Source organism: Anaerobacillus alkalilacustris, from assembly GCF_001866005.1.
GTDB lineage: Bacteria > Bacillota > Bacilli > Bacillales > Anaerobacillaceae > Anaerobacillus > Anaerobacillus alkalilacustris.
The window spans coordinates 190682-215881 of record NZ_MLQR01000031.1 but is presented as its reverse complement, the minus strand read 5'-3'; the positions used below and the strand labels follow the sequence as shown (position 1 = coordinate 215881).

Annotated in this window: 22 protein-coding genes, 1 pseudogene and 2 riboswitches; of the genes and pseudogenes, 15 read left to right on the top strand and 8 right to left on the bottom strand. The window is 33.9% G+C overall.

The window, feature by feature from the left end; all coding sequences use genetic code 11:
- Positions 1 to 138 precede the first annotated feature (138 nt).
- Positions 139 to 855, top strand: coding sequence for a 3-ketoacyl-ACP reductase (locus tag BKP37_RS13860; protein ID WP_071310195.1), 717 nt, complete (start codon positions 139 to 141; stop codon positions 853 to 855).
- Between the two features lie 112 nt (positions 856 to 967).
- On the opposite strand, the gene BKP37_RS20180 is transcribed toward BKP37_RS13860, so the two are convergent.
- Positions 968 to 1126, bottom strand: a complete 159-nt coding sequence (locus tag BKP37_RS20180; protein ID WP_169823148.1) for a hypothetical protein — start codon at positions 1124 to 1126, stop codon at positions 968 to 970.
- Between the two features lie 528 nt (positions 1127 to 1654).
- Positions 1655 to 1822: riboswitch (M-box (ykoK) riboswitch) on the top strand.
- A 256-nt stretch (positions 1823 to 2078) separates the two neighbouring features.
- On the opposite strand from BKP37_RS20180, the gene mgtE (BKP37_RS13855) reads away from it, so the two are divergent.
- The 4 genes from mgtE (BKP37_RS13855) to BKP37_RS13840 all read left to right on the top strand — a co-directional run bounded on the left by mgtE (BKP37_RS13855) (position 2079) and on the right by BKP37_RS13840 (position 7235).
- Positions 2079 to 3449 (top strand): magnesium transporter, encoded by a 1371-nt coding sequence (mgtE, locus tag BKP37_RS13855; protein ID WP_071310194.1) that lies wholly within the window; start codon positions 2079 to 2081, stop codon positions 3447 to 3449.
- 2 nt (positions 3450 to 3451) lie between these two features.
- Positions 3452 to 3614: riboswitch (M-box (ykoK) riboswitch) on the top strand.
- Positions 3615 to 3715: 101 nt separating this feature from the next.
- Positions 3716 to 4429: an MgtC/SapB family protein gene (locus BKP37_RS13850; RefSeq protein WP_071310193.1), complete on the top strand. Its 714-nt coding sequence runs from the start codon at positions 3716 to 3718 to the stop codon at positions 4427 to 4429.
- Between the two features lie 24 nt (positions 4430 to 4453).
- Entirely contained in the window at positions 4454 to 5818 is a 1365-nt protein-coding gene (gene mgtE, locus BKP37_RS13845; RefSeq protein ID WP_071310192.1) for a magnesium transporter, read from the top strand.
- Between the two features lie 250 nt (positions 5819 to 6068).
- A complete protein-coding gene (locus tag BKP37_RS13840; protein ID WP_071310191.1) occupies positions 6069 to 7235 on the top strand; it encodes a TraB/GumN family protein in 1167 nt (388 codons plus the stop codon).
- 1189 nt (positions 7236 to 8424) lie between these two features.
- Here the strand turns inward: BKP37_RS13840 and BKP37_RS13835 are convergent.
- Genes BKP37_RS13835 through BKP37_RS13825 form a run of 3 tightly spaced genes read right to left on the bottom strand, consistent with a single transcriptional unit; the run spans position 8425 to position 10569 of the window.
- Entirely contained in the window at positions 8425 to 9153 is a 729-nt protein-coding gene (locus BKP37_RS13835; protein ID WP_071310190.1) for a P-II family nitrogen regulator, read from the bottom strand.
- Positions 9128 to 9880, bottom strand: a complete 753-nt coding sequence (locus BKP37_RS13830; protein ID WP_071310189.1) for a DUF1538 domain-containing protein — start codon at positions 9878 to 9880, stop codon at positions 9128 to 9130. Before BKP37_RS13830 ends, BKP37_RS13835 begins: the two co-directional genes overlap by 26 nt.
- Positions 9877 to 10569: a DUF1538 domain-containing protein gene (locus tag BKP37_RS13825; protein ID WP_071310188.1), complete on the bottom strand. Its 693-nt coding sequence runs from the start codon at positions 10567 to 10569 to the stop codon at positions 9877 to 9879. The genes BKP37_RS13830 and BKP37_RS13825 overlap by 4 nt, the downstream gene beginning before the upstream one ends.
- Before the next feature lie 374 nt (positions 10570 to 10943).
- Here BKP37_RS13825 and BKP37_RS13820 point away from each other — a divergent pair, with 374 nt between their 5' ends.
- The 6 genes from BKP37_RS13820 to BKP37_RS13795 all read left to right on the top strand — a co-directional run bounded on the left by BKP37_RS13820 (position 10944) and on the right by BKP37_RS13795 (position 17557).
- Entirely contained in the window at positions 10944 to 11504 is a 561-nt protein-coding gene (locus BKP37_RS13820; protein WP_071310187.1) for a tyrosine-type recombinase/integrase, read from the top strand.
- A gap of 20 nt (positions 11505 to 11524) precedes the next feature.
- Entirely contained in the window at positions 11525 to 12358 is an 834-nt protein-coding gene (locus BKP37_RS13815; protein ID WP_071310186.1) for a YitT family protein, read from the top strand.
- 228 nt (positions 12359 to 12586) lie between these two features.
- Positions 12587 to 13045, top strand: a complete 459-nt coding sequence (locus BKP37_RS13810) for a chemotaxis protein CheW (RefSeq protein WP_084034712.1) — start codon at positions 12587 to 12589, stop codon at positions 13043 to 13045.
- A 672-nt stretch (positions 13046 to 13717) separates the two neighbouring features.
- Positions 13718 to 14437, top strand: a complete 720-nt coding sequence (locus BKP37_RS13805) for a YebC/PmpR family DNA-binding transcriptional regulator (RefSeq protein ID WP_071310185.1) — start codon at positions 13718 to 13720, stop codon at positions 14435 to 14437.
- Between the two features lie 237 nt (positions 14438 to 14674).
- Positions 14675 to 15952, top strand: coding sequence for an ATP-binding protein (locus BKP37_RS13800; RefSeq protein ID WP_071310184.1), 1278 nt, complete (start codon positions 14675 to 14677; stop codon positions 15950 to 15952).
- A 330-nt stretch (positions 15953 to 16282) separates the two neighbouring features.
- Positions 16283 to 17557 carry a sensor histidine kinase gene (locus BKP37_RS13795; protein WP_071310183.1) on the top strand — a complete coding sequence of 425 codons (1275 nt, stop codon included), beginning with the start codon at positions 16283 to 16285 and terminating at the stop codon, positions 17555 to 17557.
- 312 nt (positions 17558 to 17869) lie between these two features.
- Here the strand turns inward: BKP37_RS13795 and BKP37_RS13790 are convergent, their stop codons facing one another.
- On the bottom strand, positions 17870 to 18274 hold the full coding sequence (locus BKP37_RS13790) for a hypothetical protein (RefSeq protein ID WP_071310182.1): 405 nt from the start codon (positions 18272 to 18274) through the stop codon (positions 17870 to 17872).
- Positions 18275 to 18494: 220 nt separating this feature from the next.
- Between BKP37_RS13790 and trhA the strand changes: the two genes are divergently transcribed.
- A complete protein-coding gene (gene trhA, locus BKP37_RS13785; RefSeq protein WP_071310181.1) occupies positions 18495 to 19130 on the top strand; it encodes a PAQR family membrane homeostasis protein TrhA in 636 nt (211 codons plus the stop codon).
- Positions 19131 to 19213: 83 nt separating this feature from the next.
- Here the strand turns inward: trhA and BKP37_RS19355 are convergent, their stop codons facing one another.
- Together BKP37_RS19355 and BKP37_RS13780 are read right to left on the bottom strand one after the other, a co-directional pair.
- Positions 19214 to 19318 (bottom strand): YjcZ family sporulation protein, encoded by a 105-nt coding sequence (locus BKP37_RS19355; RefSeq protein WP_084034709.1) that lies wholly within the window; start codon positions 19316 to 19318, stop codon positions 19214 to 19216.
- A gap of 525 nt (positions 19319 to 19843) precedes the next feature.
- The gene (locus BKP37_RS13780) at positions 19844 to 20947 is read right to left on the bottom strand and encodes an alanine racemase (protein WP_245712528.1); all 1104 of its coding nucleotides are present in this window, start codon (positions 20945 to 20947) and stop codon (positions 19844 to 19846) included.
- A gap of 566 nt (positions 20948 to 21513) precedes the next feature.
- Between BKP37_RS13780 and BKP37_RS13775 the strand changes: the two genes are divergently transcribed.
- Complete coding sequence (locus tag BKP37_RS13775; protein WP_071310280.1) at positions 21514 to 22656, top strand: thiolase family protein; 1143 nt, start codon at positions 21514 to 21516, stop codon at positions 22654 to 22656.
- Positions 22657 to 22723: 67 nt separating this feature from the next.
- Here the strand turns inward: BKP37_RS13775 and BKP37_RS13770 are convergent, their stop codons facing one another.
- Positions 22724 to 23623 (bottom strand): polysaccharide deacetylase family protein, encoded by a 900-nt coding sequence (locus tag BKP37_RS13770; protein WP_245712527.1) that lies wholly within the window; start codon positions 23621 to 23623, stop codon positions 22724 to 22726.
- An 838-nt stretch (positions 23624 to 24461) separates the two neighbouring features.
- Between BKP37_RS13770 and BKP37_RS20175 the strand changes: the two genes are divergently transcribed.
- Both BKP37_RS20175 and BKP37_RS20565 read left to right on the top strand, forming a co-directional pair.
- The gene (locus BKP37_RS20175; protein WP_169823147.1) at positions 24462 to 24599 is read left to right on the top strand and encodes a hypothetical protein; all 138 of its coding nucleotides are present in this window, start codon (positions 24462 to 24464) and stop codon (positions 24597 to 24599) included.
- A gap of 23 nt (positions 24600 to 24622) precedes the next feature.
- Positions 24623 to 24803: pseudogene (locus tag BKP37_RS20565) on the top strand (hypothetical protein); the annotation flags it as partial.
- Positions 24804 to 25200 lie beyond the last annotated feature (397 nt).

The window sequence follows — 25200 nt, the reverse complement described above, 5'->3', positions numbered from 1 at the left end:
CTACGAGCAGGTCTTCCAGTGTTTGTCGCCGATAAGCGGGCGCCTTGCGCTTTTCTTGTTACAATTTTTTTGACACGGTTTTGAAAAAAATATAGAATGTGGAAGTATTTTACATAGTTGAAAGGGGTTTGAAAATTAGTGCAATCGTTAAATGGAAAAGTAGCATTTATTACTGGGGCCGGAAAAGGAATAGGGAGAGCTACGGCCATTGCCTTAGCTAAGGAAGGTGTTAAAGTAGGATTATTAGCAAGAACAGAAACTGATCTTATTGAAGTTACAAATGAAATTGAAACATTTGGTGGAGAAGTTAAGTTCGCAAAGGCTGATGTATCCTCTTTAGAACAAGTAGAGAGAGCTATCGAACAACTTACGGAAAAACTTGGGTCTGCGGATATTTTAATTAACAATGCTGGAATAGGGAAATTTGGTCCGTTTTTGGAGTTATCTCCAGAAGAATGGAAAAATATGATAGATGTTAATTTATTGGGAGTCTATTATGTAACTCGTACAGTTCTCCCACAATTAATTGAGAAAAATGGTGGTGACATCATTAATATTTCATCAACTGCTGGGCAAAAAGGTGCACCTGTCACTAGTGCATATAGTGCTTCGAAATTTGGTTTGCTAGGTCTTACTGAATCGTTGGCATTAGAAGTTCGCAAGCATAAAATTCGTGTTTCTGCACTAACGCCAAGCACAGTTGCCACAGAATTAGCATTTAAAGAAAATCTAACGGACGGTAATCCAGAAAAAGTTATGCAACCGGAAGATTTAGCTGAGTATATGGTTGCCCAATTAAAATTACACCCTCGAATCTTTATTAAATCGGCGGGACTTTGGTCAACAAATCCATAAATGCGTACTCATAAACGTAGTTAATTTATGGCGAGGAAAAAAAGCACATTCAACTTCGAATGTGCTTTATTTTTTTAATATTAAAAGTGAGAGGCTTTTGATTAGACCACTCTTAACAATTGTTGTTATTTTTACAATTTGTTAAATCCTGAGCATCGTTTTCATTAGAGAACTCAGTATTTACATCATCAATGTTAAGGTCGAGATTGTTATCGTTATTATCGTTAACATTATTATTTTGTTTATTGCGATTAAGTTTCTTGTTCGCCATAATGTATCACCTCCCTGAATTAATTTTTCCTTATTTTCGTTATTAATTCTGTAAAGAGCAGACATTTTTTCTGATGTGTCTAACATATGAATTTTTCACTTTCAAAGATTAAGTATAAAATCCTTGGGTATAATAATAAATTTACCGAAGGATTACTTAATGTGTAAAAAAAAGTCGCTTTTTATGCACCGCTTAGAAATAGTGTTTTCTTTTTTCGGTACAATAAATCCTAATCCTCCATAAATCGCTTTATCCCACTTTTAAGGGGAAGTAAGACTCCCGCCTCAAAACTTAAGAAAATCAAAAGGTGGGATGAAGGAAAAAACCACTGATTGAAGTTCAGCTTTATATTAGAAATGGCGTTCAAGTAGATATAGTATGAGAATTATTCCAACTAGTACAAGTTTACCTACATGTAAAACCTTCTCAATACCTCCTAAAGTTTAGTAAATATTCACAAAAAAATGAAATAATTATTGTTAATTTTATTGACAAACATAATTTATTTCGTTATCCTCAGTTTAGAATTAAATACCTCGTTAGGTGAGGCTCCTGTGTTGGAGAAATGCTGCTGCCCAAAAACGTCGAAAGACGCCAATGGGTCAACAGAAACCATCGAATTAAGGTGGTTTTTAATGTAGCTGGATGATTATCCTATGCCACACAGTGCTAAAGCTCTACGAATGGAGGAAATCAAGATTTTTTGTGTTGCCCTGGGTAATACATATTATTTTGTCATGCAAAAAACACCTTCATTTGTGATGGTGTTTTTTTATGTTTGATTTAAAAGGAGGTGGGGTAATGGATAGTGACTCGAGTAGTAGTAGGATAAACAGTATCTTAAACATAATTAATGTTAGAGTAACACACACTACAAAAAAGATAAGGAGGAATTTCATTACTACATCCCAGATGCAAAGTATGGTGAATTCCTACTAGGAGGGAAACCAACATGGTAAGATTAGACCAACAAAATCGTGAGAATTACACGAAACAAATTATTCAAACACTTGTTGATACGAATATGACCGATTTTAGAGAGTTATTTTTTGAATTACATCCAACTGATCAAATTGATTTATTAAATTCGGTTACAAAAAAGCAAAGAAGTGTTATTTATAAATTTGTTAAACCTGAGGAATTTGCAGAAATATTCCAAGGTTTAGAAGTTGATAAACAAAAACTTTATATTTCCGAATTACAACAAAATTATGCTATAGATGTTATCAATAATATGCCATATGATGATATCGCTGATTTCTTAGGGGAACTTTCAGAAGCTACAAAAGAACTTTATCTAAGTAAAATGAAAAAAGAAGAAGCTGAAGAGGTTATCCAACTATTAAAGTATGACGACCAAACAGCCGGAGCAATTATGACAACGGAGTATATATCTGTTTCGTCAACAGATACGGTTGTTAATGTTATGGGACGCTTACGACTAGAGGCTCCAGAGGCGGAAACGATTTACTATCTTTATGTTGTTGATGAACAATTAAAATTGGTGGGCGTAGTTTCTTTAAGAGATTTAATTATAGCTCCTTTGGAACAGAAAATTGAAGAAATAATGCTCACTAGAGTTAGATCAGTGGAGACACATACTGACCAAGAAGAAGTGGCTAGAGTTATGAGAAAGTACGACTTTTTAGCCATCCCTGTTACTGCTCAAGGGAAACTTGTTGGGATCATTACTATTGACGATATCATGGACGTTGTTGAAGAAGAAACAGAAGAAGATTTTGGAGAAATTTCAGCGACGCGTGGTTCAATCGATGCAAATATCTCTTCGTTTTCAGCAGCGAAAAAGCGTGCACCTTGGATTATTATGTTAATGTTTTTAGGTCTTATTACTGCTGGAGTTATAGGTGAATTCGAAGAAACTCTTGAAGCAGTAATCATTCTAGCTGTTTTTATTCCATTAATTATGGATTCAGCTGGAAATACGGGTACACAAGCTTTAGCTGTTGTGGTACGTGGTTTAGCTTTAGGTTCAGTGGATAGTTCCTCTATAGGAAAAATGTTGAAACGTGAATTTGGAACTGGTTTATTACTTGGGTTATTTTGCGCGATTACATTATTAATAGTTGTTCCTTTCGTTTATCCTGAAGGTGGACTTATTTTAGCAGGAATTGTAGGGGTATCATTATTCTTTACGCTAAGCTTTTCAACGATGGTTGGGGCGACTGTACCTTTAATTATTAGAAAGCTTAATATTGATCCAGCGGTTGCCTCGGGTCCTTTTATTACAACGATAAATGATATTATGGGCTTAATTATATACTTCTCAATTGCAACAGCCCTTTTAGATTATTTACCTCAATAGATTAATTGCTTCGTTAGGTGAGGCTCCTGTGTTGGAGATACGCTACTGCCCAGAAATGTCGAGAGACGCCAATGGGTCAACAGGAACTATCGAATAAGGTAGTTTTTAATGTAGCTGGAATTTTCCTATGCCACACAGTGCTAAAACTCAACATGGAAGATATGTGTTTTCAAAATTTTTGGCGCCTTCTTTTTGTTGAAGGTGCCTTTTTCCTTATTTAGGGTATGCTAACAAATATTATTAAAGTTTAAAGAGGGTGAAAAAACATGGTTTTTAAAGAAGAAATATTATTGAAGTTATGTATTGCACTTATTTTTGGATTGTTAATTGGTATCGATCGTCAGTTAAAACATAAACCACTTGGCTTAAAAACAAGTATGGTTATTTGTGTTGCAAGTTGCTTAGTCACGATTGTGTCAATTGAGTCTTTTTATAACTTCGCATCTCCTACGTTTAATGCCATGGATCCTATGCGATTAGCTGCTCAAATCGTGAGTGGTGTAGGTTTTTTAGGAGCGGGTGTAATTTTACGCAGACAAAATGATGTGATTTCTGGTTTAACGAGTGCTGCGATGATATGGGCTGCTTCAGGTTTAGGAATTGCTATTGGTGCAGGATTTTATTTTCCGGCGATGATTGCCGTTTTTCTTTTAATCATAGCCGTAAACCTTTTACCGAGTGTAGTTAAATCAATAGGACCAACTGCATTACGGCAAAGAGATGTGTCGGTACGTGTTGTTATGGAGCCGAATTATCGTATGACAGAATTAATTAGAGCGATTGAGAAAAAAAGTGATGGATTAAACGAAACGGAAAAGAGCGATCTTAAAATAAGACATATAAAAATAAAAGATATCGAAAATGGAAATCAACAAATCGATTTAACCCTTTCTGCTCCAGAAAAACAATATACAACAGAAATATATTATTTAATTAAAAAAATTGATTATGTTCTTACCGTTGAAGTCGAGCATTTATAAGAGGATGAGAGGAGGCTCTAATTCATGAAAAAAATCACTGTGAAAAATAGGGAAGAATTTACGTATTATCTCTTTTTATATTTAAAAAACGAAGATGAGGAAAAGTTTCGTGAGGAATTTTTAGAATTACACCCAACAGATCAAAATGAAATTTTTAAATTAATGAGCAATGAGAAACGAAAGCGTGTGTATAAGTATGTTACAGCAAGGGAGTTTGCAGATATTTTTAGTGGATTACAACATTATGAACAAAAAATGGTTTTTAGTGAACTTGATGATTCATATGCACTTGAGATGTTAAATGAGCTTCCAGCTGATGAGATTACTGACTTTTTTAGTGAGATTCCTGAACATATTTCTCAGTACTTATTAGAGAAAATGGATAAAACAGAAGCAGATAATATTAAGCATTTATTGTCTTATAAGGAAAATACAGCAGGTTCATTAATGACAACTGAATTCGTTACGGTATTACCTTCACAAACGGTTTCGGAAATATTGGAACGTTTACGGATGGAAGGAACAGATGCAGAAACGATTTATTATTTATACGTTACAAACGATACAGGGAAATTAACTGGGGTTGTTTCATTACGTGAGCTCATAACAGCTTCGCTTAATGAAAAGGCCGAGAAAATTATGAAAGAACAAATAATCTCAGTTTCACCACTAGCAGATCAGCAGGAGGTATCAAAAGTTATTAAAGATTATGACTTTCTTGCTGTCCCTGTTGTAACTTCTAACGGAAAGATGCTTGGGATTGTTACTGTAGATGATATTTTAGATGTAATAGAGGAAGAGACATCCGAAGAAATTGGAGAAATTTCTGCAGTGAAAGGAGCGCTTGATCTTGAAGTAAGCTCTATGGAAGCTACCAAAAAACGATTACCTTGGCTAATACTTTTATTATTTATTGGCATGTTTACTGCTGGATTAATTAGTAGTTTTGAGGCTACAATTGCAGAAGTAGCTATGTTAGCTGTGTTTATTCCTCTTATTGCTGATATGGCGGGAAATACCGGTACACAGTCTTTGGCGGTCGTTGTTCGTGGATTAGCACTCGATAAATTTGATCGAACAAAAGTTTTTCGTCTATTAAAAAGAGAGAGTTTTACAGGATTGATGATGGGCATTATTTGTGGGATCTTAGTTTCAATTATTGCTCTACTAATACCACAAGGAAATGTCATATTAGGTCTTATAATTGGAACATCCCTATTTGTAACCATCCTATTTTCAACCGTTTCAGGGACGGTTATTCCACTAATCGTTCATAAATTTAAAATTGACCCAGCAGTGGCATCGGGGCCGTTCATTACAACGATTAATGATATTATTGGTTTATTGACTTATTTTTCAATTGCAACTGCCTTATTGCATTATTTATAAATAAGATGAGTTAGCAACTAGTAAATTTATATTTCACACAGAAACTAATCTAGTTCAAAATGCTATGAATAGATTAGTTTGTTAGTCGAGTTGAAGCAGTATATGAAATTTATCGATTTTGGAAAATATTCTTTTAAGCAATTATTGATATTTATCTTTTTCTAATTCATAATTGTATCATGCTATAATCAATTATTCTTAAGTATAGGATAAAGGTTGTTTTTAGTGCAACCTTTTAGGGAGACATGATATGACTGAAGAAAATATTACTAGAATACACTTAAATGGTAAGGAATTTATACTTATAGGAACTGCCCATGTATCAAAACAAAGTGCCCAACAAGTGAAGCAAGTGATCGAAACTGAAAAACCAGATGTAGTTTGTGTTGAGTTAGATGAACAAAGGTATCAATCCATCACAGAGGGTAGTAAGTGGAAGGATATGGATATCTTTAGGGTGATTAAAGAAAAAAAAGCAACATTGCTTTTAATGAATCTAGTTATCTCTTCGTTTCAAAAACGAGTGGCAAAGCAATTTGGAATTAAGCCTGGACAAGAAATGATTCAAGGAATTGAATCGGCTAAAGAAGTTGGGGCAAAGTTAGTATTAGCTGATCGAAATATACAGATAACCTTTTCGCGAATTTGGCATCAAATTGGACTATGGGGAAAAGCGAAGCTTCTCATGCAATTGATCTCAAGTATTTTCAGTAATGAAAGTATTTCGGAAGAAGAGCTCGAAAAATTAAAATCAGAAGATATGCTAAACTCTATGCTGGATGATTTCACAAAAACGTTTCCTAAATTAAAAGTGCCATTAATTGATGAGCGCGATCAATTTTTGGCTAAAAAAATTAAAGATGCTCCAGGTAATAAAGTTGTTGCTGTATTAGGAGCTGCACATGTACCTGGAATAAAAAATGAAATGAATAAAAACCAGGATTTAGAGGCGATTTCTAAACTTCCACCTAAATCCAAAGCACCTAAATTCATTGCCTGGGCAATTCCATTGCTGATTATTGGCATAATTGGATATACATTTTGGGCAAACCCTACAGCTGGTTTTCAACAAACAGTAAGTTGGATATTATGGAATGGAACTTTCTCAGCAATTGGAGCTGCGATCGCATTTGGACATCCACTTGCTATTTTAACTGCATTTGTTATTGCACCATTGAGTTCATTAAATCCATTAATGGCTGCTGGGTGGTTTTCAGGAATAGTACAAGCGTATTTTCGTAGGCCGAGTGTAGGTGATTTTGAAACTCTTTCAGAAGATGTATACACAGTGAAAGGCTTTTGGGGGAATAAAGTAACGCGTATTTTATTAATTGTTGTGCTAACAAATTTAGGGAGTACATTAGGAACTGTCATTGGCGGAGCTGACGTTGTCAGACTGTTCATAGAAAATTTATAAGTTTTTTAGAATGTTTCTTTAACCATATGAAAAAAGGAGATACCTAGTAAAGTTAACGGGTTCAGTTGAGAGATTCAAAACTTGTTTTGACACCCATAATGACAAGTTATTTTAATTAATATATAGTAAGAAAAAGGATGGCATTTGCCATCCTTTTGACGTTTATAGAACGTTTACTCGTTTTTAACGGACACAGGTGACCTTATTTTACCGATATGAACCATTTTTTCGAGCTATCGGACATGAGGTACGTTATTTCATGGAAATTTACTAAATTAGGTGCTAATTTAAGTAAATAGCGTACCTCATGTCCGTTTACCCTTTTAAAATACCCCTTTGTTCACAAATAACGGCTCTCTTGTCCGTTAAAGTTTAAAAGTTTAATATATAGTAAACAACTTCGTTTATTACACAAAACCACCGTTATTTTAGTATAGCCTTCACAAATTATAAAGAGATTTTCTCAGCTGAAAAAATCAGTCCTTATAGTAGGACTGAATTCTCTTTTCGAGGCTATTAATTTTTGTGTCATGTTTTCCTGTTTTCTCACTTAAAAAATCAATGTAATATATAATATCGTCAACCTTTTTAAATATTAAACGAAGAGTACCTTTAACATCGCCCTGTTAACTTTTTTCTATTTGATCAAGCCTTGATAACACTTCTTTAAACTGAAGATCTACTTTATCAAATCGTTCTAAGATGATTTTGAGCAGCTGTTCATTATCCATTTTAATCACCTCTTATAAATACTACGTTTGATTATATAATATACACTAGCTTATTTTCATTCGTAATTAAATTTATTTTTCCTCTGTGTATATTTGTAACAAAAGTAGTTTGTCATTTAGAGAACCTTACTACTAAAATGATTAGTAGTAAGATAGATAATCCAAATTCCCCTTTAAAACTTTTATTTTCTCTCCTTTTTTATTGAAGTATTCTGTTCGTTAGTTAAATACTATATCAATTACTATTTTAACTTATAATTGTCAATTCCTGTCAAGGTAAATCTCTAGCTAACTTTAATGACATTTCCTCTAAACAAGTTGAAATTATAACAAAAAATGGCGTTAAAAACTGTTGTCAGTTTCAACGCCATTTTATCATTGTCATTTTTAATTTTGATCCTTTAACTGAAGCCGTTACTAGTAAGGTTATATCCGTTCTCTGTCAATTAATAATGAAGTTATACATGATCGCTAAATTTCTTACTTACCATTTTATTTAAGACATGATTAATACCTATTGTTTTTTCAACCTGAAGAACGAATGAAATTCCTTTTCCAGGTTGATTAATACCAACTTCTACGTCGATCTGTTCTAAAACTTGTTCGGTTTTTGTGCGATCAATTAACGTTAGAACAATATCTTTTTCGGGCTCAATAAGTATATTAAATAGTTTTGCTTGCTCGTGAATGCCTGTACCCCGACCTGAAATAATCGTTCCACCTTCTGCACCTGCATTTTTTGAAGCATCTACAACGAGATCAGCATCGCCTTTATTCACAATCGTAACAATAAGATCGTAAAGAATTGCTTGAGATTCCACTTGAGATTTCCCCTCCATATGTTCATTGACATCATTTAAACCTATTAGATGATTAATTCCCATTATTTGTTTCGGACATAACATTAATGCAAGCCCTGTCCCTGGATGACAAAGTTTTGCTTCTTCGTTAATGGCGCTTAGTACTTTATTGCATATCTGACTATTAACAAGAGTTAGGATAATTTCTTTTTCTGGAGCAATTGTAATTCCGAGGAAAGATTTGTTTTCGTGAACTCCTGTTCCAGATCCAATTAATACAGTACCACCTTCAGCACCGGCAAGTTTTGAGGCTTTTACGACTTTTTTTGCACATCCTTTTTTTACAATTGTTATGATAAGTTTATGCGCCTTGTTTATGGTGATCATTAGTATGTTGTCGCCCCTTTCCTTCATATAATAGACCTAATGTGAGAACAGAGATAATGGGGGATAATGCAACTAATGCAATCATACCAAATCCATCAAGAAGAGGGTTGCGTCCATCAATCTCAGATGCGACACCAACACCAATTGCTAAAATAAACGTGACAGTCATAGGTCCAGTTGCTACTCCTCCTGAATCAAAAGCGATAGCTGTAAAGCGTTTTGATGAAAAATACATTAGGATTAGCGCAATAAGGTAACCAGGGATAATAAAATACCACAATGGGATTCCAAGCAGAATACGCAACATCGATAAAGCAATTGAAAATGCTACGCCAATTGACAATGTGTATAACATTACTTTTTGAGAAATAGATCCACCTGAAACTTTTTCAACCTCGTGGTTTAAAATTTTGACGGCAGGTTCTGCGAAGGTTGCTACAAAACCAAATATGAACCCAATTGGTACTAGTATCCAATTAAAAGACAAACTTCCTAATTTTTCACCAATCATTTCCCCTACTGGAAAAAAACCTACATGGACCCCTTGTAAAAAGAAAGCTAAACCTAAAAAAGATAACAAAATTCCTTTACCAATGTTAATTAATTTTCTTCGATTTAATTTTAAAAAGAAAAGTTGAAAAAGAAGAAACAAGATTACTAACGGTAATAATGCATAGGTAACTTCTAGCAAAACATGACTAAATCCTTTAAATATTTGAATATTCATCCGAAAATCACTCCTAAGATTAAAACCGCTAAGATTGGTCCAATGGACGCTAGTGCTACAAGACCAAAACTATCACTTGCAGATGCTTTACCTTTCAATACAGAAGCTAATCCAACACCTAATGCTAAAATGAAAGGGACCGTCATTGGCCCGGTCGTAACACCGCCGGCATCGAAAGAAATAGGAATAAAATTATCAGGAGTAAAAGCAGCCAATAAAAAGGCTACTCCATAGCCTAATATTAAAATGTGCGTAATTTTAATATTGAAAATAATTCGAAGCATTGCTAAAGCAACAAATATACCTACGCCTAATGCAACTGAATAAATAAGAATATTACTTGAAATTTCTCCATTAGAAACAAGATCAATTTGTGTTGCTAAGACTCTTACATCGGGTTCAGCAACGGTAACAACAAAACCAAGAAGGAAACCGAAAAATAAAATCATCCACAATTTCTTTGTTTTTGGCAGGGCTGATCCAACCATTTTCCCTACGGGGAGGAGACCGATGTGAACACCTAGAAGAAAGAGGATTAGACCAATGCTGACAAAAACGACACCAACCAAAAATTGTAGAAACATTTCTATCGGTAACCAGATGATTGTAAATTGAAGTATGACAACTACTAGCGTAATAGGAAGTATTGCATATACAACTTCTTTAATCGTATCTTTAACATCTTGCATAATCGTCTCCTCTCATGTTTCATGATAAAATTTTATTAAAAAGGGAGATTAGGTTTTGAGGAAGAAATATTTCTCTTTCCTTTTCCGTTACAACGAGGACAATTCACTTTTACTTTTAAAAGTTTCAAAAAAACTTTCGTAACTTTACCGGTACCATGACATTTTTTACAAATCACAATAATTGCCATAATCCCACCACTTTCTTAAGTTTATCATATTTAATTTAAAAATTCTGAAATTTTGTTTTAGAGTAAGGAGTAATGGTCGTTTATTATCCTAATAATTCCTATTATAATGTATATTCAGAATTTACGTTACTTATAACTATGGTATAATAATATTATGTAACATTAGAGGAAAGGTGACTAACAAATATGGAATTTGTTGAGGCCATTAAAGACCGCAAAAAAATAAAAGAAATAAAAGAAGTTTTATTCAAAAGATCGAAAAGAGATTATCTTTTATTTACTTTAGGTATAAACACTGGATTAAAAGTAAGTGATTTGTTAAATCTTAAAAAATATGAAATCGTCGAAAGAAATGATCGTGTTAAAGACTATCTTAGTGACTGTGACAAGGAGACAAGCCTAGTTTATTTAAATGAACAAGTAAAAACTGCTGTGTATGAATATCTGAAAACGGTTCCTTTCTTGTCTGATGATGATTATGTGTTTAAATCCAAAAAAGGTACCGCTCCAATTACTCGACAACAAGCATATCGAATTATTAATTCTGTAGCTAAAGAAGTTGGGATAAATTCAAAAATTGGTACACATACTTTACGGAAAACCTTTGGCTATCATGCGTATTGTGGTGGTGTAGCAGTTTCAATTTTACAAAAGTTATTTCACCATTCTTCAAAAGGGGAAACAATGAAATATATTGGCATTGAAAAAGGAGAAAATATACGCTCTCAAATTGATGTGAATTTATAGGAGAAAAGGTAGGTGTTTCGATGAAAAGGTTTTTTGATTACTTGTTATTAACAGTAGGTTCAATCATTGTTGCTGTAGGTCTTGAGTTAATCTTAGCCCCGAATGGAATGGTAGATGGTGGTGTAACTGCTATTGCTATTATGAGTAATGCATTATGGAATATCCCAATATGGTCTGTTTTTATTTTATTAAATATTCCGTCTTTGATTATCGCTGGTAAGTATATGGGGAGAAAATTTGTTTTTCGTACACTTTATGCTAATGTCTTAACTTCAGGAGCATTAATATATTTTGCACCTTTTCTGGCCATTACCTCATCTGAAGTATTAATTGTATTATACGGTGGGTTATTACTAGGACTAGGTATTGGTTTGGTTGTGACAGCTGGTGGTGCGATAGATGGCTCTGAAATGATAGCTATTTGGATGAATAAAAAATACGGAATTTCTGTAAGTAAGTTTTTATTAGCCATAAACGCTTTTATCCTCTCGATGGCAGCTATTGTTTTTTCTTTAGAAAAAGCGATGTTCTCAATAGCAGTATTTTTCATTGTTGCAAAGGTTATTGATTTTATTTTAGACGGAATCAATCAAGGTAAAGCAGTAATGATTATTTCGAGCCAGCCAGAAGAAGTAGGGAAAAAGTTAATTGATGAATTAGGTATTTCAATCACTTACCTTAAAGGAGCAGGTGGGTATACTGGTGATGAAATTCAGCTTATTTATTGTATCACTGATAGATTAATGTATCCCAAGTTAAAGGACGTGGTCTTATCTATAGATTCATCTGCCATTCTTGAAGCGTCTCTAGTAACAGAAACAACTGGACTAAAGAAAAGGTCATTGATTAAATAGTGGTTGAAACTCATAATCCTAGGAAATAAAATAAATATTGAACTTTGTTTTTCTGTAAAATATACTTTTATTAGTATTTAGGAAGATCATAGTATTATAAAAATCTTTAAATACACACCACAAGTCTAAGTAAACTACGATTGAGTGGGTTAATAATAATGGGTTATTCTCGGTTACACCTACCTGGTTGACTTTTGGGTAGATTAAATTTCTAAGGAGTGGAGAAAGTTGTTACATAATCAATATGTAGTTTTTAAGCTAGAAGAAGGTGAATATGGAATTGATATTATGAACGTAAAAGAAATATCTGAATGTCCAACGATGACAATGGTTCCTAATTCACCAACTTTTATTGAAGGTGTGATTAATTTAAGAGGAAATGTTATTCCGGTTATTAATCTAAAGAAAAAATTTCATTTGATAGATACTCAAATAAAGGAAACTAGCAAAATTATTATTAGTAGTTTAGAGGATAATCGAGTTGGTTTTATTGTAGATGATGCTTCTCAAGTTTTAACGTTAATGCAATCGGACATTCAAAGTCGTCCAGAGTTACTTGGTGTAATTAATGAAAAATATATAAATGGTATTGCAAAAGTTGAAGAAAAATTAATTATTCTAATAGACCTATTGGAAACGTTAACAGCTGATGAAATAAAATCTATAAAAGATACGAAAGTAGGTTAATCTTTAGATTATTCGTAGTGAATTTAGGGATTTATCCCATTCTTAAGGGGGAGTAAAACCCCAATGACTGAAGTTCAGCTTTATCAATATTAATTTTTTAATAGGGTAACATAAGGTATTCTTAGAGGAAAAGACTTTGTTCAAAAAAGTCTTTTTCTCTATTTTTACATAATCAGAATTTATAAATTTCTAACTTAGAACCTGTCTAGCGCAAGCAGCCTACGAGCTCGGTCACTTCAGTTAAGTTTCTGACTTCAATGCCTTCTTGGATTTCTTCTTGAAGATGCTCCATGCTACTTTGCTCCTGCGATTAATTGTCGCACAAAACACTGCTTCGAGGAAGTTTGCTACGAAGCTAGGCTAGAAGACGCAGAAGCACGCGGAAGCCAAAGACGGCTTTGCGACGAGCAAACGGAGTGGCACAGGAGCAGCTGCTCGTGACCAAGATGCTTGCGCTTTTCTTGTCATCCAATATTCATTATGAGACTGTGTTCACTACATAATTTTACTGCTCCTCTTAACAAATGTTGTATTTCCTGTATAATAAAATCTGAAATAAGTTTATCTTTACTATCAAAATACACGCATCATAATGGTCTTGAAATTTTTTCTATAATGAAAAGGAATTTAGCAATTATTAGAGTAAAAAAGTTGAAAGAGAGTGAGAACAATATGGGCCGTAAGTGGAACAATATTAAAGAAAAAAAAGCATCTAAAGATGCTAATAATAGTCGTGTCTATTCAAAATTCGGGTTGGAAATTTATGTAACGGCTAAGCGGGGTGAACCAGATCCAGAATCAAACCAAGCACTAAAATTCGTTATTGAACGGGCAAAAACGTATAATGTACCGAAAGCCATTATTGACCGTGCTATTGAAAAAGCCAAAGGCGGTACTGAAGAGTCTTATGATGAACTTCGTTATGAAGGTTTCGGTCCAAACGGATCAATGGTTATTGTTGATGCCCTAACGAATAACGTAAATCGTACTGCAGCTGAAGTACGTGCTGCATTTAATAAAAATGGTGGGAATTTAGGGGTAAATGGATCTGTTGCTTATATGTTTGACGCAATAGCAGTAATTGGGGTCGAAGGTAAAACTGAAGAAGAGGTTCTTGAATTACTGTTGGAAGAGGACGTAGAAGTGCGTGATATCTTACAAGAAGAAGAAGCAGTAATTATTTATGCAGAACCAGATCAGTTTCATGCCGTACAAGAAGCATTCAAGAGTGTTGGGATTACTGAGTTCACAGTTGCTGAACAAACAATGCTTCCGCAAAATGAAATATCCCTTACTGAGGATGCGAAAATAAAATTCGAAAAAATTATTGATACGTTAGAAGATTTAGATGATGTTCAACGAGTGTACCATAATGTTGATTTAGGTGAATAATTATAAAAAGCAAACCTTTATAGTATTGAAGGTTTGCTTTTTTCAAAGGGATAATTAATAATTGTAGTAGGAAAGCTATGTAAATTTAACACCTACCTGAACGAGGTTACTTCACCTGATTTTATGAAGGTAAAAAGTGGGCTAGGAAGGCGTTTTGTATAAAGATATAATCAAAAAAATAATGCTTATTTTCTTATGTTTTCCTTATTTACTAAGTTTTATATAGGTGGTGATTGGTTGGTTAATTTACTATTAAATGTTCTTACCATTTTAATAGGAGTATTCATATATTATATCTTTGTTTTTAATAAACAGGTTCACGATAAATATCAAAAACCTCTCATCGGCTTCGTGGCAATTGTTAGTATTGTGCTCTGTATGATATTTCCTGCTGAAAATATCAATGACTATCTTTATGATTTAAGAGTAATCCCTTTTATTATCGGGGCTATTTATGGTGGGAGAAATGTGGGAGGGGTCCTTTTAGTTGCTTTTATCCTGTCACAATACATACTTATTGGTAGCGGTACCGGGTTTTATTTAACAATTTTTCAAGGTCTTTTAGTAATGATTTTCACACATATTGTAAGCCCTAATTTTAAAAGTTATAGCATACGAAAAAAACATCTAATAGGATTAGCATTCTTGTTAGTGAGTTGGACAGTAAATGTCTTAAATCATTTCTTTTTCATGCCGCATACGTTAGATTATTATTTCTTATCAATATTAATCTTCCATTCTGTTACTCTGCTTTTAACTTATTCATTGATCATTCATATTATTGAATACATTAGACAAAATCAAAAAATGCAAGAAGAAATAAATGAAATAGAAAAACTAAGAGTTATAAGTGAACTTGCTGCTAGTGTTTCACATGAAGTACGCAATCCACTTACTGTGACGAAAGGCTTTCTACAATTGTTAAAGGATAATGAAATTACCTACGACAAGAGAAAAGAGTATTTAGATTATTCTTTATGTGAACTAGATCGAGCTAAGGCCATTATTACAGGTTATTTAACATATGCCAAACCTTCTAATGGGAACGCACTAACAAGCATAGAGGTTTCTGAGGAAATTGACAAAGTTGTTCAGGTGCTAATGCCGTATGCGCTTATGCGAGGAGTAGAACTTTCTGTAGAAAATATAATGGAAGTTTATGTCATTGGTGATCCCCAAAAGTTTCAACAATGTATTGTAAACATTGTAAAAAATGCAATTGAGGCAATGAACGAGGGTGGAAAAGTGATTGTCAATACAAAACTAAAGCACCAAACGTTAATTCTTTCAATTCAAGACTTTGGTGAAGGGATGTCGAAGGAAGAAATTTCGTTACTCGGTTTACCGTTCTATTCAACAAAGGAAACAGGAACTGGTCTTGGAATAATGGTTGCCTATAGTATTATTAAATCAATGGGATGGAAAGTAGATATAAAAAGTAGAGAAAGTGTTGGAACTACTTTTTTCTTGGAAATCCCATTATCTAATTCGAATAGTAAAAGTTACATTAGCTAAGTGAATTTCATAATTACCTAAATGGAGCTACATAAGTCTAAATATTGTTGAAAACGGTATTCATCCAACAACATTTAGTATCAGAGTAGCGGAAATAAACAATTATGAAATTCATTAAGCTAAGTAAATATACAATAAAAGCTTCTTCATTCTTGCCACTAAGCGATTATATATAATTGTGTAGGTTTGATCGTAACTAAATAAAAAGAATTATCTAGCTTGTTTACTTATGAAATATACGTAATTAAATGCTAAGCGAATTTTCTTACTGAATTAAGATATTCATTAAATAAAAACATCGGATGGATCTGACTGTGAGGGTTAATGATAATGAACTTTCTGCTTTTAAATGTATTGATTATCTTACTATGTGTGTTTATTTATACTATCTTTTTCCTAAACTCAAAAATGGATATCACAAACCGGAAAGTTATCTTAGTCGTAATATCAGGTGTTGGAACTGTACTTTGTATGTCATTTCCGTTTAGTGATATTTATGGTCATTACTATGATTTACGCTTAATTCCATTTATGTTAGGAGCGCTATATGGTGGAAGAGCTGTTGGCTTATCAGTGTTTCTTCTCATGATTTTCTATCGCTATTTCATAGATGGAGGTACCGGTTTTTACGTAGCTGTTGCCCAAGGATTTATTTTATTAGTACTCACCTATTTCTTTAGTCCTCAATTTAAACAATATGTTTTCAAGAAAAAATTAGCTTTTACCTCAAGTGTCACTCTTTTATTAATAGTTATGACTTTTTCTATTAACATTTTTCTTATACCTAGTAAATTAGACCAACACCACTTTAGTGTTCTATTAAACTATTCAATTGTATTATTCCTAACATTTTTCTTAGTTATCTATATGATTGAATATATACTTCGTAATCGGAAAATAGCGCTAGAATTTAATGAATCAGAAAGACTCCGTGTAGTTAGTGAGCTAGCAGCAAGTGTTTCTCATGAAGTAAAAAATCCGTTAACAGTAACCAGAGGTTTTATTCAATTGTTGTATGAAAGAGATTTGGATCAAAACAAAAAAGAAGAGTATATTGATTTTTCACTTCAAGAGCTAGATCGAGCGCAAGAAATTATTTCTGATTATTTAACATTTGCTAATCCAACTGAGAAGAATATGTTTATTTCAATAAATGTGAATAAAGAAATAGAATATTTAATTCAAGTTATGGCTCCGTTTGCTTTAACAAATAAGATTAAATTAATATTTGAAGAAAGTTCTGATTGTTTCTTAATAGGAGATAAACAAAAGTTTCGTCAATGCTTAATGAACTTAGTTAAAAATGGTATTGAAGCAATTCCAAATGGGAAAAGTGGTGAGATTACTATAAGTGTTAAAGTGTTGGAGTGTGAAATCATTATTAGTATTAAGGATAATGGTATCGGTATGTCTCACCAACAGCTAGAAAAACTGGGATTGCCATATCATTCTACAAAAGAAAAAGGAACAGGACTAGGTACGGTCGTAGTATACAATGTGGTTAAGTCTATGGGTGGCCTAGTTCAGGTTGAAAGTGAAAAAGGAAAAGGAACGACATTTACGTTAATATTTTCGAACAATGATAAAGCTCCACACACTAAATAAGTGAATGGAGCTTTTTTTAAATCAGAATTTATAAATTTCTAACTTGGAAACTGTCTAGCTCCAGGCGCCAACGGCTCGATCACTTCAGACAAGCAACGGACTTCAATTACTGCTTGAGATCCTTCGTCGATTAGCCTCATGTAGCTTTGCTCCTGCGGTTACTCGTCGCACAAAACACTGCTTCGAGGAAGCTTGCTACGAAGCTATGCTAGAAGACGCAGAAGCACGTAAATGTAAGAAGCCAAAAAGCGGCTTCTGTCAAAGGCCTTCCAGTGCCTTTCGCTCGTGACCAAGGCGCTTGCGCTTTTCTTGTTAAAAGTTATACCAATTTGACATAAACCAAAACGTGCCTATCGTGAAAATGATGTAACCGAATCCAACCGTTGAGATCTTTTTTAAATGTTTTTGTTGCGCTTCTATGTCTTTTTCTAATTGATATAGTTTTAGTCGTTTAGAGAATATTCCTAGAAAACCTCCAATTACTAGCACTAATATTACTGAAATCCATACACGTAAAGAAGTGTAATCTGGAAAAATAATAAATCCTGTAATTAGAGACACAAATAAAGCTAAGTTAGCGAGCATAACAAGAATTTTCCATAGCTTTGGTGCTGGTAGCCGTTGTTTCTTTTTGCTTTTTACAAAAGCGATAATAGGCAGTGGTAAAAGTATTAAAAATAATATTGAAAAAAGTTGATGAGCTATTAATGATAACATAAGTGCATACCTCCTATAATTCTCACATGAACTTACAATATCAATATAGTCAAAGAGAATCAAATTAAATGCATAAAGAAGGAAAAAAACAGAGGGTTAATTATTTTTGAAAATTTCTCACCAATCGTTTAATGTTATAATAGAATATATATATTAATACGAATTCGCCTATAAAATTTGGTAAACATAAATTTAGAATATTGGTTGAAAGGAGTTAAACATGGCAACTACACATAGATATTCAAAAGGTGAGGAAATTGCAAACGCCATAAGTCATGGAGTTGGGGTCGTATTTAGTATTTCTGCATTAACGTTGTTGATTGTGTTTGCTTCTATGGAGGGGGCAGTTTCAAGTATAATTAGCTTTACCGTTTACGGAGTGACGATGGTACTATTATATGTATCATCCACATTACTTCACGCATTCCCAGAAGGTAGGGTGAAAAATCTTTTTGAAATTTTTGACCATTCCTCCATTTATTTGTTTATTGCAGGTTCTTATACCCCAATCTTAGTAAATGTTATTGGTGGCAAGTTGGGTTATTCATTACTCGCTATACTCTGGTCTATTGCTGGATTAGGTATTGTTTTTAAAGTATTTTTTGTTCGACGTTTTTTATATACATCTACCCTTTTGTATATTTTGATGGGGTGGTTGATTGTCTTTGCGTGGCAACCGCTAGTGAAGAATTTTCATGATATTGGTGTTGTTTTGTTAATTATTGGTGGATTATTATATACAGTCGGTGCTTTATTTTATATGTTTCGTTGGTTCCCTTTTCATCATATGGTTTGGCACATTTTTGTTTTAGCAGGTACAGTTGTACACTTTTTGGCGATATTATTATTTGTATAGGGTACTTCAAGGGTTAGTAAGTCAATATTAAAAAATAAGAGCGTTCAAAGTGAAATCTGAACGCTCTTATTCGATATTCCTAGTTAACATTTAACAAATGCAGTGCCGATGATAACTAGTAAGATGAACAGAACTAGAATTAACGTAAAATCAGTGATTGGTTTAGGAGCTGGTGGGTAGCAACTCATGTAAATCACCACCTTTCATTATGGTTAGTACATATTATGCAAGGAATTTTTGAAAGATATGGATAAAAGTAGTATAAGTAGAGAAATGTATATATGTTAATAGATGATTGTATTCTATGAGCTTTCTAAACATAAATAAGTGTCGTGAGTAAGATACGGATAATTGTCAATAAAAGGCATAGATAAAACAACTAATCACCAACAACGCAAGTGATTAGTTGTATAATTAAAACGCTAAATCGATGAGGGAGAGAACCTCCGTTTAATAGACTTAACTTTCTTATCCGTGAGGAAGGGGTTAAATTAGCAAAGATCATTTTCCGCGTAGTGAACTTGGATGTACTAAGTAAAAGTGCAACTAAGGCTCAGCTAGCGTCTTTAGGCTAGGTTTGCTAAGTTTTATCTGAATTTTTTTTAGGGTGAAAGCCCCCCGCCTCTAAGCGTAGCGTAGGTGGGATTTTCCAATCAGGTGGAGTAGACTCTCCACCTGATTTTCCGATGTTTCAGCTTGCTGAAACGATTTCACTATTTCATTTTGCCACGCGCATCGACTAACCATTCATCGACGATTAATCCGTTATGATGCACAATGTAATGATCAAAAAGGTTAGCTACTGCACAAGAATGGTTTGGAATAATTTGAACTTTATCAGTAAGTTTTAATGAAGTTTTGCTAGAAAGAGTACCGACACCGTGTTCCTCCGATAATCGCGCAAGAGTAACTTCAGGATAATTAATGATCGAACCATATCCAATAACACTCTTGTTTCCATGAGCTCCTTGGTCCAGTGATAAAGCTTTACTACCTGTATCAAAAATAATCCGTTCCTTCTTGCAACTAACGACTGATGCAAGGACGGTTAGTGCACATTGAGATGGAGTGGTTATACCTAAGCCAACCTGACACATATCAAAAAAGGCGGCGTTTCCAGGACGGATTTCTGTTATCCCTTTTATTTTTGCACCAAACTTAAATGTCGGTGTAGAACCTATGCTACGGTGTTTGATAGGTATATCTACTTCTTCACATGCCTTTGCGCTTTGTAATACAACTTTAGCTTCAGTCATAGCAATGGCTTTAATTTCCTCTAGTGAACTTGCAGCATAAGAATGCCCTGCATGCGTAAAAATACCTGTTAATGTAAGGTTAGGTAATTTTGTAATAGATGTAGCTAACTCGACAACTTCCTCAACTTCAATACCACAACGGTTTAGCCCAGAATTTATTTTGATCCAAACCTCTAGTCGATTTCTTCCTATAAATGCTTTATTTACAAGAATAGCTTGCTCAATTGAATCTATAGCAATAATCGTTTCTGTTTTTTCTGCCAAAGATTGCAGACGTTGTAGTTTACGAGAGCTAGAAAGAGGATAGGCAATTAAGATATTAGTAATTCCTGCTTCAGCCATTATTTCGGCCTCTTCAAGCTTTGCTACTGTTATTCCACAAGCTCCTTTAGCTACCTGCATTTTTGCAATTTGGATACTTTTGTGAGTTTTTATGTGTGGTCGCCACTGAATGTTGTTCGTTTTAGCTATGGTGCTAACTTCATTTAAGTTTTGTTCAAGTTTAGTTAGGTCAAGTAACATGGCTGGAGTATCTAACGAAAAAATTGATTCGTTTTTCAAGATTTATCACCTCATAAGTTCCTTAGAATATATTTTTTATGAAAGTATAGATTCTTAAAGTTGGAAAGATATTAGCTTTATTCTCTACAGAATGCACCGCTTTCCCTTGGCGAAAAGTAATTAGTTATAAGGTATTCCATTGCTTATCGTAGTGATCAAGACTGCATACGTATTTAGAAAAAGACAATTTTATTTACTATGTGCCTATCCACCATTTACAATGGATATTAATGGAACTTCTAATTTATTTTTAGAAATGAGAAATTTAAAGAGTCCCAATTATAAGAAAAACGAAGCGAATCATAATGGGTTTGTGATGAGTTAAGTTTATGCTTGGCTCTACTTTCCAATTTTACAGCTTTTGTTTGGTTTAGTCTCTTTTTTTCTTTAGGAATGCTCACTGGTCAAAATAGTGATAGTTCAACCTATATCACTATACCAGCATTAATAATTCTTATATTAGGTTTTTTATATGTTAACTGGATTAAACGAAAAAAGAAGAGAGTCGAAGAACAGTTACATGGGTGAAGTTGAAAGTTAAAAAATCTTGTAGGAGGGCTGAAATGGTGAGAGAAGCAGTCATCGTTGAAGCGGTACGAACACCAATTGGTCGGAGAAATGGGATATTAAGTAGTATACGCCCAGATGAAATGTTATCTCTTGTTCTAAATGAGGTTGTAAAAAGGGCGGGAATTAGTAAGAAAGAAGTAGATGATGTCATTTGTGGCTGTGTTACTCAGTGTAGTGAGCAAGCAGCAAATATTGCTAGGATAGCTGCGCTTATCGCTGGATTTCCTAAAGAAGTTCCTGGAGTAACGATCGATAGACAGTGTGGTTCTAGCGAACAGGCTATTCATTTTGCAGCACAAGCTATTCTTAGTGGAGATATGGATGTCGTTATTGCTTCAGGTATAGAGAGTATGTCAAGGGTGCCGATGTTTTCACAGTTTCAAGGTCGTAAAGAAAGTAAAAGGCTTTCTGATCAATATGAAATGGTACATCAAGGTTTGTCAGCTGAACGAATTGCTGAGAAATGGAAATTGAGCCGTCAACAATTAGATGAATTTGCATTGAGTAGTCACAAAAAAGCAATAAGGGCTAGAGAAAAGTTTAAACAAGAAATAATGCCATTGGACATTGAAGTTTATGGTGAAAAATATCGTGTATCTGAGGATGAAGGTCCAAGGGATAACACTTCTTTAGCCAAACTATCTAGTTTAAAAACCCCATTTTTAGAGAATGGGAGAATAACAGCTGGTAATGCTAGTCAAATCAGTGATGGTGCAGCAGCAATATTAATTATGTCAAAAGAAAAAGCCTTACAGTTAGGAGTGAAAGGAAGGTTTCGAATTTTGGCTCGAACCGTAGTCGGTTCAGATCCTACGTTAATGCTAACAGGTCCAATTTTTGCGACAAAAAAGGTATTACAAAAAGCAAGGTTAGCCTTGAAAGATATTGATTTATTTGAAATAAACGAAGCTTTTGCATCTGTGCCTTTAGTGTGTGAAAAAGAATTAGGGATTAATAGGGATAAAATAAATGTAAACGGTGGTGCTATAGCATTAGGACATCCTCTTGGTGCTACTGGAGCAAGAATGATGACAACGTTATGCCATGAATTAGAAAGAAGTGGCTTACGGTATGGACTTACAGCTATTTGTGAAGGATATGGAATGGCAAATGCGACTATTATTGAACGTATTAAGTGAACTACTAAATAAGACACTCATAAGTTTAATGGGTGTCTTATTAACATCAAAGATTATATGTTCCTTGCTATTCACCAAGCTTAAATCCTTCATCAAGGGTAACGAAAGTAAATCCTTGCTCTTTTAATAAAGGAATGGCTAATTTAACACCTTCTGCTGTTCCCTTAGAAGGTTGATTCATATGTAACAAAGCTATCGATCCGGGTTTTGATGATAGTAAGGCTTCTTTAACTTGGTTTGCTGAATAGGTAGCTCCTGCATCACCAAGAATGTCATAGTTTACAACTTCCATCCCCAAATCTTCAACAATTTGAACAGCTATTTCATCATAATAAGCTGTACCAGAACGGAAATAACGAGCTTTTTGACCTGTAAGTTCGTATATTTTTTTATAATTATTGATCACTTCGTCAATCACCTCATGCACACTCGATGTTGCATTAATTCCCCAAGCAGTTCCACCTTTAATTGATAAAGGTCGGTGATTAGTCCCGTGGTTTTCAATCTGAAACTGTTTAAGGTTTGCCAAATAGAGAAATTGTTCCATGTTATTGTCAATCCAACGACTATTAATAAATAATGTAGCAGGAATTTCTTCGTCCACTAAAAAATTGATTAGTTCCTCATCGTAGTCACTTCCCCATGCCCCACCACAGGCATCAAAGGTTAATGCTATGACCTTTTCCATCGTTGGTAGTCTATGTATAACACCAGAAACATTTTCGCCCCATTGCTTTGGCTCCGGATACTGTTGGGCATTTATTTGAATAATTTTTTCTTCAAGCAAATAAATAAAATCATTTTCTAGAAAAGAGATATTCAAAGGTACGTTAATTAATAATCTATTTCTCATTATGTGTCGATGATCGTCAGCTAAGATTATTCTTTCTTTTTGTAAAAGAAAAAAAGCGAAACTCCCAGCGACAATAATATTGACCATTAGTATCAAAGTAATTTTCCTTAGCACTATTTTTTTACCACCTTTATGAGTATGTTTGACTTATTAATACTATGAATTAACGTTGTGTAAAAATATACAAAGCTTTCGTTTGTGATAAAGTCAATTTGTATCATGTGAAATAATCTGTGAAAGTAATAACGCTATTGTTATATCGATATAGTTCTTAGGTGAGAAGGTAAGACCGAATGATTGTTAAATTATTAAAATTTTCGTTTGCAAGGTTATATTTCTTTTCTGGAAAAATTATCTTGAGAAAGTACCTTTTGTAACAAAGTGTTCACAAGAAGTGATGAAAATCACAGAATCTAAGCTGACGTTAATGGTACTCTTTTAACTGTTAGATGAGATAGCTCGTTACTTGTGACTTTTTTTGTCCAGGAGTCTGGGGAGACTTATAAGAAAAGCGCAAGGCGCCCGCCTATCGGCGACAAACACTGGAAGACCTGCTCGTAGTGGTCGGTATTTGACCGAAATCTATGTGCTTCTGCGTCTTCTAGCATAGCTTCCTCGAAGCAGTGTTTTGTGCGACGAGTAACCGCAGGAGCAAAGCTACATGAGGCTAATCGACGAAGGATCTCAAGCAGTAATTGAAGTCCGTTGCTTGTCTGAAGTGATCGAGCCGATGGCGCCTTGCGCAAGACAGTTTCTAAGTTAGAAATTTATAAATTCTGATTAAATAAAATAAACGAATGTTTCGTACTGGCATAACGTGAAAATAAAAAATAATAGGTTTTGGATGAAACTTGGATCCTTACATTATAACACTAGAAAAATGGAATGTTTCAAGTTCAAATTCTTCCTAAGTAAAATTTTCATGAAGGGGTTTTGTTCTTTATTGGGGAATATGGAACAAAAAGAGAACGGTTACATTAGAGTTGGTTTCAATGAACGTATAGGGGGAGCAGTGATGATCCGAAAATATTGTCCGGATGAGTTTCCAATAACGTTAAAATTTACATGTAATTGGAGACATATCAACTAACAAAACAGGATTTTGAAGATTAAACAGTCGGTTGTGGTATTTTAGTTTATGTTAATGAAAAAATGATGTCGTGTTCACTGAAGGCAATCCTGGTCATCCAATTAATAGAGGTTCACTTTGCAGTAAAGGTACTCTACAAGTCAGTTATATACTTATGATAGAAGGCTACAGAAGCCTTTATATCGTGCGTCACGAAGAGATAAATGAGAAGAAAAAGAATGGGATTGGCCATTATGGTGTACCTGATTTTAGCATTTCGGTAGCTGTAGTTGTGCGCCATATCTTCTTATGTATTAGCATCGAAACTATAAAGTATCCAAGGAATGACAAAAGGTGTTGTACCGGTTAAATACGCAAAGAGCATTATACAAATTGGTATGATCAATTAGTAATAAAAGTTGAAATTAAAGAAGCGAAATCTCACAACAGCGATATGGGGGCGTTATGCTCTCCCTCAACTTACTTGAATAAAGGATAGGATAAAAAAAGGAAAGCTGTCCCAATAGTGGACAGCTATTTCTTTTTCTGTAATTAAATTTCGTTTTTAGAAGATGATCAAACTATAACGATGAGATGCATATATGAACACGACAATAATTTC